Raw genomic sequence first — 13,041 nt, 5'->3', positions numbered from 1 at the left:
TCATCATGTCCCTTAGGACTTTATTTAAACTTTACCGTTTTCCTACGGGTTCGATCTCAGGTAAGTTTTTGCTCAAATAGCTCACACCGTTACCCCAGATCCAGCCGCGAACTAAGGATTCATCGTAGTGCTTGCATAGCGTATTGATTAATTTCGGATAGTGTCCTGCGTGTTCAAGCTGTTCGATATATGTAGAAATTCCGTCAAAATCAGACCCAAGCATCAAATGATGCTGACCACCTAGAGAGCAGATCTGTTCAATATGTGGCAATAAATGCTCGATCTGAACATCACCTTCCTGCTTCACAAACCAAGGGACAAACGTGAGTCCTATTCGGCCATCCCGTGTAATAATCGCACGAATCTGATCATCCTTCAGATTACGTACATTCGGACATACCGTATAGCTGTTGGAGTGTGATGCTATGAAAGGACGTTCACTAAGATCGGCGAGCTCCCAAAAGCCCTTTTCACTCAAGTGTGACACGTCTAGCAACATCCCTATCTGATTACAACGTTGAACCAACTGCCTGCCTTTCTCCGTCAGACCCGCTCCTCGCTGTTCCATAATTCCGTCTGCCGCCCAATTGGCATAATTCCACGTTATACCCACAATGCGAACACCCATCCGATAACATATCTCCAGATAAAAAAGATTTCCCTCTAGCCCATCTACACCTTCCAACGTAAGCAAGCCCCATGGATGTGGCTGCCCTGCCTTCTGAGTAAGCTGTTCACGCCATAACAACGTCTGTGTACCTTCGGGTCGTGCGTTACTACGTTCCACCTGGGTACGGTATATTTCTAACTGGCTCATGACATGTTCAAACTTACCTCTGCCCAACACTTCGGGTAAATACACAGCAAATGCTTGCAGTCCAATGTTGCCATCCTTCATTCGCTGCCAGTTCACATCAAGCTCTGGAGCATCTTGAAAGGAAATTCCCGGCTGTGTCAACATTTTACTAAGTACATCACAATGATAGTCAGCGATGAGCCATTCCTTCATACCAATTCCCCCTCTTCCACGCTAATGTAGCGAATAGAACGCAAAAAACCTGTCTACTTCGTAAACAGGTTCATGCTAAGAATGCATGTATTATCTGGGCTCCACAATCAGCTTAATGGCCGTTCGATCCTCACCGTCAATCACAATGTCTGTAAAAGCTGGAATACAAATCAAGTCAACTCCGCTTGGTGCTACAAATCCCCGGGCTATCGCTACCGCTTTAATGGCTTGGTTCAGTGCTCCCGCTCCAATGGCCTGCAGTTCAGCATTTCCACGTTCACGAAGAACTCCTGCAAGTGCGCCGGCTACGGAATTGGGATTGGACTTTGCTGAAACTTTTAATACTTCCATGGTAAGTACCTCCCTGGGAATGTTGAATGTTTGTTTCCACTTACTAGATGTTATTCGCGGGAGGCAAAAAAATTCCTTCTTTTTAGACGGGTTTCCTTGCAAAATGGGACATTGCCCCTATTCCATGCGCCACTCGTCTTCTGTCAGGCGGATTTTTTCAATTCGTGTTGCTGCACCTGTAGATTCATCAATCTCAACCATCACGCCGTGAAAATGCCATTTGCCGTCGTCTACGACAAAGCGCACAGGCAGTTGTGTATAGAACTTACGGAGAACCGCTTCACGCTCCATACCAAGAATTCCGTCACGTGGTCCAACCATACCGGCATCTGTCAGATAAGCAGTTCCACCTGGCAAAATACGATCATCATTACTCTGTACATGAGTATGTGTACCTACGACAAGAGACGCACGTCCATCAAGGTGCCATCCCATCGCGATTTTCTCCGAAGTGGCTTCAGCATGCATATCCACGAGAATACATTTATAATCCTGACGTAGCTCATCTACAATTTCATCAGCTACACGGAATGGGCAGTCCAGTGCAGGTAGGAAAGTCCGACCTTGCAAGTTAACGATGGCAAGTTCCTTACCCTCGCCTTTGACCACCGTATACCCTCTTCCTGGTGTGCCCGGAGGGAAGTTCGCTGGGCGAATCATACGTGGTTCATCATCTATAAAATCAAAAATGTCCTTGTTATCCCATGTATGGTTACCGAGGGTGATTCCATGCACGCCCCAATTGAAAAATTCGTTAGCAATTGCACCAGTAATTCCTCGACCTGCGGCTGCATTTTCACCATTCACAATAATGACATGTGGTTTATATTTATTTTTTAGGTACGGAAGATTTTCCTTCAATGCTTTCCGCCCAACGTTACCTACAATATCACCAATAAACAGAACTTTCATGGTACTGCCTCCTTCATTCCCTACAAAACTTCAGATTCTGACACTTGCAATACTTGGTTATCAACAGGAAAAGTGGCCCATCACTGCGGCCACTTTTCCCAAAATACTCTATTTTGCGTATTCAACCGCACGGGTTTCCCGAATAACGGTGACTTTGATGTGACCTGGATAATCGAGTTCATTCTCGATCATCTTCGTAATGTCACGTGCGAGACGGAATGCCTCAGCATCGTCGATCTTCTCAGGCTGTACCATAACACGAACTTCGCGTCCAGCTTGGATAGCGTACGATTTCTCGACACCTTCGAACGATTCTGAAATCTCTTCCAGTTTCTCCAGTCGTTTGATATACGTTTCCAGTGTTTCGCGGCGTGCACCCGGTCTTGCTGCGGAGAGCGCATCTGCTGCGCCAACCAACATCGCAATAACCGAAGTCGCTTCGCAATCCCCATGATGGGAAGCGATACTGTTGATTACTACAGGATGTTCTTTGTATTTCTTCGCCAGTTCCACGCCAATTTCGACGTGTGATCCTTCCACTTCGTGATCCAGCGCTTTACCGATGTCATGCAATAGACCTGCACGTCTTGCCAGCGTTACGTCTTCTCCGAGTTCGCCAGCCATCAGCCCAGTCAAGTAAGCCACTTCCATGGAATGTTTCAAGACATTCTGACCATAACTTGTACGGAACTTCAGTCGTCCCAAAATTTTGATCAAGTCTGGGTGCAATCCATGTACGCCAACTTCAAAGGTTGCCTGCTCACCGTATTCACGGATACGCTCGTCCACTTCTTTACGAGATTTCTCAACCATCTCTTCAATACGTGCCGGGTGGATTCGTCCATCTGCCACCAATTTCTCAAGGGCAGTACGAGCAATCTCACGACGGATCGGGTCAAAGCCCGACAGAATAACTGCTTCTGGCGTATCATCGATAATGAGGTCAATTCCCGTAAGGGTTTCAAGCGCACGGATGTTACGTCCTTCACGACCGATAATCCGGCCTTTCATTTCTTCATTCGGCAATGTCACAACAGATACTGTTGTTTCCGCAACGTGATCAGCCGCACAACGTTGGATAGCAAGCGTAATAATCTCGCGAGATTTCTTGTCCGCCTCTTCTTTCGCCTGCTGTTCGATGTCCTTGATCATTTGAGCCGTCTCGTGACGAACTTCCTGTTCTACGTTGGACAGTATGATACTGCGTGCATCTTCCATGGTGAGATTGGATATACGCTCCAATTCAGTCACCTGGTTTTTGTAGATCATTTCAATTTGCTGCTGTGTCTCATCAATACGTTTCTCTTTGTTAGCCACTTGCTCTTCTTTACGTTCGAGTGATTCCATCTTTTTATCCAGCGACTCTTCTTTTTGCAACAATCGTCTTTCTTGTCGTTGAATTTCATTCCGACGTTCACGAGTGTCTTTTTCAGCCTCGGCGCGAATGCGATGAATTTCATCCTTCGCTTCAAGCACCGTTTCTTTCTTCAGTGCCTCTGCCTCTTTTTTCGCGTTCTCCACGATTTGTACGGCAGCTTGTTCCGCACTAGAGATTTTAGCCTCTGCAAGAGATTTGCGAATAAAATATCCTACTCCGAACCCAATGAATAGCGCGGCTACAACGAGAGCGATCATGATTGCAGTGTACATACTGTTCACCTCCTCGTTGATTCCTCCAAGGCATTCCTTGGGTCAATTTTCAGTTTTCAAGCCTTACATATGTTTGGGAATAAAGATTACCTACGGCGATCCCCCGCCGATTTTCATTTCAAGTGTACATGTTCACCACGTACTATCCGCTCTCAAGCGAACCCATAATCATGAATGATTGAAATCTTAAGAACCGAAACCGCTTTTTTGGAAGGAAAAAGGGTTTCCATTTCAATAAGACTCATGTCCATTTTAGTATTTGACGAAAGAAATTGTCAAGAGAATGCGACATAGAGTGTCCTGTCTCCTAATCCCACAGTAAAGCGTCGTCATCATCAGGGTCTTTAGCCTCAGTTTCTTCAATTAAACAATTAACGACACGACGCACCATATCCATCGGAAAACCACGCCGCATCAGAAAAGGAAGTGTTTTGCGTTTTTTCTCAGAAATGTCGCCTTTGACTTGGTTCCACTTCTTCCGCCCTGCGGTCAAAGCAGTCTCAAATTCTGTATCCCCACTCACAGTTTCCAAAGCTTCAGCAATTAGATCATTGGCAATACCCTTCTGACGAAGTTCTTGCCTTATCCACAGTTTTCCCTTCCGCTGACCCTCCATACGCTGACGTGTCCATTCCTTCGCAAATGCTTCATCATCAATCAATTTTTCCTGCTCCAGCCGATCTAGCACCTCTTCAATTAGCGGAGGTGCAAACTGCTTCTGGCGCAAGCGCTGGCTTAGTTCATGACGTGTACGTGGCTTGAATTCGAGATATCGCAAAGACTGAACATACGTCTGCTGACGCTCATCAGCCACAACAATTTCCTCAAGATCCTTTTTTACAAATGTGTTACCTCGGGTCAACCGATACTTAATCATTACATCTTCCAGAACAGTCATTGAGTACATCCCGAACTCGATCCGATATCGCGCGACTCGCCCTTTCAGCAACCGCTCAACCCGGGTAATGGTCAGCTCCTCATGATCCGGAAATTGAGATAACCCCGTTAACTCTGCTTCTTCAAATAAATCCTCATCATATTTGTCCATTCTTAATCTCCTTTCATCGTTGATATATAGGTTCAACTAAAGAAGTTTAGTTGAACTTATATAGCTCTGCTCTCTACAGGAGATCAGATATTATGATAAAAGGCCGGGAATTCAGCCCGACCTTATCTTATAGAGTTAGCGTGCCAACAGCCTCTGTCCCATGGGACAGAGGCTGTTGGACAATGCGAGCCACAAACCTATTTCCTGAGCACAGTCAAGTCACAATCAGACAAGCCTCAGGAGTTCAGTAAATTACTCGTTAATTTCAAACAATTCTTGTTCTTCTGCTTCTTCTTTTTGCTGATCCTCAGTTGTTGGAGCAGGAACTAGCGTCGTTAAATTGCTTGCTTCACGAATTTTTTGTTCAATTACTTGAGCAATTTCTTTGTGCTCTTTCATGAATTGCTTCGCATTTTCACGACCTTGTCCCAGACGCTCGCCCTCATAGGAATACCATGCACCACTTTTGTTAACGATATCTAGTTCTGTACCGATATCAATGATACTACCTTCTCTAGAGATACCCTCACCGTACATGATATCCACTTCAGCTTGTTTAAACGGTGGTGCTACTTTATTCTTAACAACTTTTACACGTGTACGGTTACCGATAATGTCATTGCCTGATTTGATACTTTCAATCCGACGAACATCCAATCGAACTGTGGAGTAGAATTTCAAGGCACGACCACCAGGTGTTGTTTCAGGGTTACCAAACATAACCCCAACTTTTTCACGAAGCTGGTTAATGAAGATTGCGATTGTTTTGGATTTGCTGATCGCACCCGACAATTTACGCAACGCCTGTGACATCAGACGTGCCTGCAAACCAACGTGAGAATCTCCCATTTCGCCTTCAATTTCAGCTTTTGGTACCAATGCAGCAACGGAGTCAATAACGATAATGTCCACAGCTCCACTGCGAACGAGTGCTTCTGCAATTTCAAGCCCTTGCTCACCCGTGTCTGGCTGAGACAGAAGCAATTCATCAATGTTAACACCAAGTTTACTTGCATATTGAGGATCAAGAGCATGCTCGGCATCGATGAATGCAGCTTGTCCTCCTACTTTTTGCACTTCAGCAATCGCATGGAGTGCTACAGTTGTTTTACCAGAAGATTCAGGTCCATATATTTCAACAATCCGGCCTTTAGGCAAGCCGCCTGTTCCTAATGCAATATCCAGAGCCAAGGAACCACTGGGGATAATTTCCACTTGCATGTGAGTCGACTCACCCAGTTTCATGATGGATCCTTTACCAAATTGCTTCTCTATTTGACGGAGCGCCATATCAAGCGCGGCACGACGGTCTGACAATATGCTCACACCCTTTACTGTTTATAAGATAATGATACCTTGTTTTAACACGTTTGCCAAGCTTTTTTTCGAACATACATTCGTTTTTTTTATCAAGGCCGAGGCGCCTCTTCCTCAAGCAAACCTGGAATTAAACAGAAAAAAGAACCGTAAACAAGGCTACTACGCCTGATTCTACGGTTCTTCCGTCTGTTAAAAGTATACTTGTTTTGCACTGTAAAAGCAAACCAAGCGGAAGAACTAATCTAGTTCAACCAGCTTGCGCCACAATCGATACAAGATAGACTTGGTTGAACGGATGCGAACCGTTTCCCGATTACCGTTAATACGCAGTTCATGAATTTCCGTCTCTTTGCCGCGTTCGGCTAGAGCAATGAAGACGAGCCCTGGGGGCTTACGCTCAGAATACCCAGGCCCTGCGACACCTGTAACAGCTAGTCCGAAATTAGCATCACCAATCATGCGCACCTGCTCTGCCAATACTTTAGCAACTTCAGGACTTACCGCTCCGGGTGCATCTTCCCCCTCCAGATAATCATGAGGAACGTTCAGCAGTTTTTCTTTCATCTCATTGGAGTAACATACAATTCCGCCTTTGAGAATTGCAGCACTGCCAGGAATTGATGTCAGGCTCTGCATGACAAGCCCACCTGTACAGCTCTCAGCAGCACTAAGAGTCAGCCCCATATCAGCCATCATCGTAACAATCGTATACTCAATAGGCACATCGTCACTAGCGTACAGATGCTCTGGCAAACGCTCACGAATCTGAACTTCCATCGCATCCAGCTTCACCTTCGCTTCTCCCTCATTAGGTGCTTTGGTAGAGACACGCACGGTAACCTCCCCTTCGCTTGCGTACGGTGCAATTGTAGGATCCGTCTGTCCGTCGATCAGATCAAGCAGACGATCCTCCAACGCCGACTCCCCTATACCTGCAAACTTCAGCATTCTGGAATAGATCGGCATCTCTTCTGTCAGAACATGCTGGAAGAGCCATGGCTTAACCTCCTGCTCAAACATCGGAATCAGCTCTTTAGGCGGTCCAGGCATAACAACATAATGTTTTCCATTGTCCGAGATGGCATTTCCCGCTGCAAGCCCCGTCTCGTTAGCTAGAGGCGTTCCCCCTTCGATAACAATAGCCTGACGACGATTATTCTCGGTCATAGTAACATTGCGATCCCTGAAAAAGCCTTCTATTTTGTCCATCGCTAGTCGATCTATATGCAGCTTACGACCTAATACTTCAGCCAAAGCATCCTTCGTAAGATCATCCTGTGTTGGCCCAATGCCACCGGAAAATAAAATTACATCTGCACGACCCTGAGCAATGCGGATCGCTTCACTAAGGCGACTTAGATTGTCTCCAACAACTGTTTGGAAATATACATCAATTCCGATCGCGGCTAATTCGCGAGACAAATATCTGGCATTGGTATTCACAATCTGTCCAAGCAATAGCTCTGTGCCAACCGCAATGATTTCTGCCTTCATTCTGTATCCTCCTGTACACGCTGTGAGTATTCAAAGGGCAATAGGATGTTTTCCTATTGCCCTTAGTACTAATTGTTCCTTCTAAATTACCCGTTTTCCGGAACGATTACGCTTTTGATAAATTAAGCAAATTTTTGTTTTTAATGAAATAATCAATTCCTGACCAGATCGTTATAATCGCTGCAGCCCACACTGCGATAACATCCACGTGAATCCCCGTGTAAGAGAACGGGAAATTATTCAGCAGAAGTAATACAATAGCTACAATTTGCACAACGGTTTTTAGCTTGCCCCAATTGCTTGCCGCTACAACAGATCCATCGAGCAATGCAATCTGGCGAAGACCTGTTACTGCAAATTCACGGCTAATGATTACGACAGCGATCCAGGAATCTAACTTGCCCATTTCCACGAGCGAAATGAGTACAGCAGTCACTAACAGCTTGTCCGCCAAAGGATCAAGCAACTTGCCTAGATTAGTGACCATATTGTTCTTGCGCGCCAAGTAACCATCGATTCCGTCTGTACTTGCTGCAATGACAAAAATGACAGCCGCAATCAATTGATTATAAGGAAGCGAGAAGCTTCCAAGCTGCAACGGCTCTGGATAAAATGGAAAATCCACGAGCAGAAACACCATCAAAAAAGGGATTAAGCAAATTCGTGCAAGCGTAATCCGGTTGGGTAAATTCACAAGACGCCCTCCCTCTTATCCTCCAATAACTCCAAACACTCATCTTTATCCCAGGACATCATCGAAACCTGTAATTCGTACAGTCACTTCAGCAAAATGCCTCACTATGTAAAAACGCAAAAATAAAGTCCACCGTTCAAACGTAAATGCGTTTTAAACGTTCCGGTGACTTCCAGAAAATGTACTGCTTATCACAAAGTCAGCAAACGATGATGACTGGGCTAATATGATTGATTGCCAGCAATGCACACTTAGTATAATATACGCCCATTATAGTGTCAAAAAACGCCTGTGAATTTCAAGCGTCCTGAACGCCTGGCTTATTTAAAGTTGGTATACTGCAGATCTAATGGTAGATTGGCACCATTCAACATTTGCATTACCGCTTGCAAATCATTCTTACTTTTTCCAGTTACCCGTAGTTGATCACCCTGAATCTGGCTCTTCACTTTCATCTTGGAATCACGGATCAAAATATTGATTTTCTTAGCAATATCCTGGTCAATGCCTTGTTTAAAGCTCAGACGTTGACGAACAGTCCCTGAGGAAGCTGGTTCCACTTTGCCATAATCAATGTTCTTCAGGGGAAGTCCTCGTTTAGCCATCTTCGATTGCAACACATCAATGACAGACTTAAGCTTCGTCTCGTCATCCGACACGATGGTTAACGCATCCTTGTCCAATTTCAAGCTACTCTTGCTGCCCTTGAAATCATAACGTGTGCCTATTTCCTTTTCCGTTTGTGTTACGGCATTAGTCAGTTCCTGCAAGTCCATCTTGGACACGATATCAAATGAATTTTCTGAACTCAAACCGGTCACCCTTTCAGTTATCATAATGTTCTGTGTAACATTATAGAGGATACCCTAATGAAAAGTCTAATTTTAGAGCTGATATGGAATAGAAAAAGCATTCTTGATCCTCCATAGTTGGCTGATCAAAAATGCTTTTCCGTGCTGTTGCCTAATAGCCTAATACCTGCTGCGGTTCGGTTGTCTGAACATATCAAGCACACCCAAAATCACATGCGCAAGTCCAAACCCCAAAATTCCGTAACCCCAAGCGCTCGGGGTTAAATAATACCCCAGGAGGCTGACAATAATCCCTAAACCTGTTACGATCCAGCTGACTGTCATAGCCTTCCACCTCGCTTCACCGAAGATTAAACTGCAAGTTAAGACAACGTTAGTGTCCCCCGCAGTGACTTCGGTTATTCGCCAGTGGCTGTACCTTCGCTTTCATCCGTTGATGTAGCGCCTACGCTATCCGTCGTTGTGGTTGCAGCACTGTCATCCCCAAGCTGCAAACGGATCCGATTCGTGGCTTTACCGTCAGTTACCACCTGTCCGCCTACCTCAATCGTCGTCGCAGAGGCACGACCAGATTTAATGTAAAGACCTGTGCCATCCAAATTAAACGTAAATGAATTACCATCCGCAGTCATACCGAACTGCAATTTTTCGCCACTGGAATTTTCACCTTTATATACCTCAAGCCAGCTCTCGCCTGTAGCATTAATCGTTACAGTCACAGGCTGTCCTGCACTTCCACTTACTTTGAAGTTCGTAATATTGCCTGATTTGCCATCCTCAGTCACAGCTACCCCTGTAGGTGGAGTAGTAGGCTCCTCCTCCGTGTCGCCTGGCGTTTGGCCTTCAGAATTATCGGTTTGTTCACCTGTCTCCCCGGCACCTTCCTGACCTCCACCGTTACCACCAGCAGCACCTTCATCCCCACCTGTTTCCGTAGATGGCGGATTAGCCGCCTGTCCGTTATCCGCAGGCTGATCTGGCTTATCATCAGGTTGTTGCTGACTATCCGTAATCTTTGTATCATCCAGACTTGGAGTTTCATCCCCACCCTTGTTCGAAGACCAAAAGGCATAGAGCAATACAACGATTAATAACGGGAATGTCCACATAAGAGCAACTGACATCCAACGATTGTTCCGCTCGACCGGACGACTGGAACGCTTCTGAATAACAGGCTCCATTGTCGCTTCAGTTTCCTCTGCCGGTACATCCTTTTTGTGACCCTCTAACAGCTCATCAGGGTTCAGTCCAACCGTTTCCGCATAGGTTTTAATGAACGCACGCACATAGAAGCTACCAGGAAGCACCTTATAATCCCCTGCTTCTATTGCCTCCAAGTACCTTTTGCGAATTTTAGTCATTTCCTGTACGTCGTCAAGACTCATCCCTTTTTGCAGCCGGGCCTCTCTCAACTGCTGACCCAGTTCAGACATGCCATCTCCTCCTTCAGTTTTTCTTTTTCTCTGTAGTCAGCATTTTGCATCATTCGATCCCACATGCTCAAGGGTACAAGATCTAGACGGGAAACGGAGTCCCGCCTAAATCCCATTGGTTTGATAGTTGATCTTTCGGATTGTGCAAAATGCTCTAGTTGGTGCTAATCTATTTCATGATCTTTCACGCAGCCTTACAGTTCATCGGTGTAGCTGGCCGTAAACGTATCATAAATAATTTCTTCGCCTGGATTGTTCCGAAGCTCGATGATAATGTCAAAATCATTATAATCATACTCGGATTCCTGTACAAAAATATCTGGATGCTCAATAACCTTGGTGCTTGGCATCGTCATGATATCCTGTAACAAGTTATAGTGTCGTTCACTCGAACGAATCGTACTAACAATGCCATCGATGATAAATACATTGTTTGGGTTCATTTCATCCTCGGATAGTTGACTCCTTATGGTCTGACGAAGAAGGGTCGACGAAACAAACGTCCATCGTTTCATCGCACACACACTACCCGCAATAATGGATTCCGTTTTACCTACACGCGGCATACCGCGTAACCCGATAACCTGATTACCTTCCCTCTTAAATACTTCACCCAAAAAGTCCACCAGTAACCCAAGTTCATCGCGAGTAAAACGAAATGTTTTGCGATCATCCGAATCACGGTCGATATATCGACCATGACGAACAGCCAGTATATCAACTAGCTTCGGTTGGCGCAAAGCTGACACGGTAATGCTGTTAACTTTAGCGAGCATCTCGCCTAATAGACGAATCTTCTCATCATCATCCGATTCAAGAAGCATACCACGAGTTTTGCCCTCAACACCATTAATGGTCAATATATTCACTTCAAGCATCCCCAGCATGGAGGCAATATCCCCCAACAGGCCGGGTCTGTTCTTATGTATTTTATATTCCATATACCATTGTTTAGATTCCATTTGAACACCCCGTAATGCATTATTCCACATTATTCGACAGCAACAGAACGCGTCCTTAAGACAGCAATCTGAGTCATCTTCTAAAAATGGGTCACGTTAATGATATATAAAATGAAAATGAATTACAAGAACAGGTCTGTAATCAGTCTGTAATCATTAGAGAAAAGCCCCCTTGCGGGAGCTCTCCATCTGTGAAACTTATGCGTTTTGTTTGGCCAGTTTGACCATCAGGCACGCGATCGTACGACGCTCATCTGCATCGCCGACATCCCATAGTTCCTTCAATGCCCGGTTGGAATGGTTCGCCGGGTCGACTTTCTCATCCAGAAAGTCACCGATCTCGTAGGCAAGTTTGTTAATGGTGTCTTCACTCATCCCCATCTTCTCTGCTTGCAGTACGCGATCACCCAAAAACTTCTTCCAAGTGTCAAAGTTAGAGACCACTGTTTTTTCTGTTGACATGATAAATCCTCCTTAGCTGACGCATGAGATTTAAAATCAACAGTTGTAATATGTGCTTCCCGAACATTTTATATACAGGGTAAATCCTCCAAGCAATACTTGAGCTCTAATCCGAGCAGATTACGTAAGCCAACCTCCGTTAGGACTAATAATCTGACCGTTAATATATCCTGACTCAGGTAAGGCAAGGAAATAAACCAGAGACGAAATCTCATCAGGCTGAGCAAGTCTGCCAGCAGGAATTTCCTCTTCCAGCATTTTCAACTCACTTTGATCTAGATGGTCCAACATCGATGTCTGAACTGCCCCTGGAGCTACTGCATTTACAGTCACTCCTGAAGGTGCAAGCTCTTTCGCTAACGCCTTGGTAAAGGCGTTTAAGCCTCCTTTAGTCGTGGAATACAACACCTCACAGGATGCGCCTGACAATCCCCATATAGATGACACGTTAATGATTCGTCCATACCGTTGCGAGATCATATGTGGCATCAATTCCTGCGTACACATAAACGTACCTTTCAGATTGATTGCCATCACTTCATCCCATATTTCTTCCGTAACATCTGCAAGCATTCCATAGTGGGATATCCCCGCATTGTTAACCAAAATATCAGGCATTAGCCCATGACTTTCAAGCTTCTCCCGCATACGTCCAATCTGTTCCCGGCTACGAAGATCTGCAGATACTGTCATTACCTTGCCACTGCCTTGCTCCATACATCTTCTGGCCGCTTCATTGGCTGCTTCATGTGATTTCATATAGTGAATCACCACGTTCATACCTACACGTGCAAAGCGCTCGGCAATGGCTGCTCCAATACCTCCACTTGCACCAGTAACCAGCACCGTCATTTCTCCAATCGGCTTCAACATTTGTCCTGTTCCCCTCTCCAT

The 13,041-nt window shown here is 45.3% G+C and carries 14 protein-coding genes; all 14 read right to left on the bottom strand.

Annotated features, from left to right (window positions below):
- Positions 1-31 precede the first annotated feature (31 nt).
- The 14 genes from M3636_RS24340 to ymfI all read right to left on the bottom strand — a co-directional run bounded on the left by M3636_RS24340 (position 32) and on the right by ymfI (position 13,041).
- The gene (locus M3636_RS24340; RefSeq protein ID WP_251384285.1) at positions 32-1,009 is read right to left on the bottom strand and encodes a dipeptidase; all 978 of its coding nucleotides are present in this window, start codon (positions 1,007-1,009) and stop codon (positions 32-34) included.
- 90 nt (positions 1,010-1,099) lie between these two features.
- Positions 1,100-1,360: a stage V sporulation protein S gene (locus tag M3636_RS24335; protein WP_019005392.1), complete on the bottom strand. Its 261-nt coding sequence runs from the start codon at positions 1,358-1,360 to the stop codon at positions 1,100-1,102.
- A 117-nt stretch (positions 1,361-1,477) separates the two neighbouring features.
- Entirely contained in the window at positions 1,478-2,272 is a 795-nt protein-coding gene (locus M3636_RS24330) for a TIGR00282 family metallophosphoesterase (protein WP_251384284.1), read from the bottom strand.
- Positions 2,273-2,380: 108 nt separating this feature from the next.
- Positions 2,381-3,922, bottom strand: coding sequence for a ribonuclease Y (rny, locus tag M3636_RS24325; RefSeq protein WP_056700714.1), 1,542 nt, complete (start codon positions 3,920-3,922; stop codon positions 2,381-2,383).
- Between the two features lie 307 nt (positions 3,923-4,229).
- Positions 4,230-4,970, bottom strand: coding sequence for a regulatory protein RecX (locus M3636_RS24320; protein WP_251384283.1), 741 nt, complete (start codon positions 4,968-4,970; stop codon positions 4,230-4,232).
- 252 nt (positions 4,971-5,222) lie between these two features.
- Positions 5,223-6,287, bottom strand: a complete 1,065-nt coding sequence (recA, locus tag M3636_RS24315; RefSeq protein ID WP_145046399.1) for a recombinase RecA — start codon at positions 6,285-6,287, stop codon at positions 5,223-5,225.
- A 240-nt stretch (positions 6,288-6,527) separates the two neighbouring features.
- Positions 6,528-7,784, bottom strand: coding sequence for a competence/damage-inducible protein A (locus tag M3636_RS24310; RefSeq protein WP_128101450.1), 1,257 nt, complete (start codon positions 7,782-7,784; stop codon positions 6,528-6,530).
- A gap of 106 nt (positions 7,785-7,890) precedes the next feature.
- Entirely contained in the window at positions 7,891-8,478 is a 588-nt protein-coding gene (gene pgsA / locus M3636_RS24305; RefSeq protein WP_128101449.1) for a CDP-diacylglycerol--glycerol-3-phosphate 3-phosphatidyltransferase, read from the bottom strand.
- Positions 8,479-8,798: 320 nt separating this feature from the next.
- Entirely contained in the window at positions 8,799-9,290 is a 492-nt protein-coding gene (locus tag M3636_RS24300) for a YajQ family cyclic di-GMP-binding protein (protein WP_251384282.1), read from the bottom strand.
- A 159-nt stretch (positions 9,291-9,449) separates the two neighbouring features.
- Positions 9,450-9,614: a hypothetical protein gene (locus M3636_RS24295; RefSeq protein ID WP_164848671.1), complete on the bottom strand. Its 165-nt coding sequence runs from the start codon at positions 9,612-9,614 to the stop codon at positions 9,450-9,452.
- A gap of 74 nt (positions 9,615-9,688) precedes the next feature.
- Positions 9,689-10,723: a helix-turn-helix domain-containing protein gene (locus M3636_RS24290; protein ID WP_251384281.1), complete on the bottom strand. Its 1,035-nt coding sequence runs from the start codon at positions 10,721-10,723 to the stop codon at positions 9,689-9,691.
- Positions 10,724-10,917: 194 nt separating this feature from the next.
- Positions 10,918-11,685, bottom strand: coding sequence for a DUF3388 domain-containing protein (locus M3636_RS24285; RefSeq protein WP_056700702.1), 768 nt, complete (start codon positions 11,683-11,685; stop codon positions 10,918-10,920).
- A gap of 198 nt (positions 11,686-11,883) precedes the next feature.
- A complete protein-coding gene (locus M3636_RS24280; RefSeq protein ID WP_145046389.1) occupies positions 11,884-12,147 on the bottom strand; it encodes a DUF3243 domain-containing protein in 264 nt (87 codons plus the stop codon).
- Between the two features lie 120 nt (positions 12,148-12,267).
- Positions 12,268-13,041, bottom strand: a complete 774-nt coding sequence (gene ymfI / locus M3636_RS24275) for an elongation factor P 5-aminopentanone reductase (RefSeq protein WP_128101445.1) — start codon at positions 13,039-13,041, stop codon at positions 12,268-12,270.

The sequence above is a fragment of the Paenibacillus sp. MER 99-2 genome (genome assembly GCF_023714095.1).
GTDB lineage: Bacteria > Bacillota > Bacilli > Paenibacillales > Paenibacillaceae > Paenibacillus.
The sequence above is the reverse complement of the archived record's forward strand: the minus strand, read 5'-3'. Positions and strand labels throughout refer to the sequence as shown.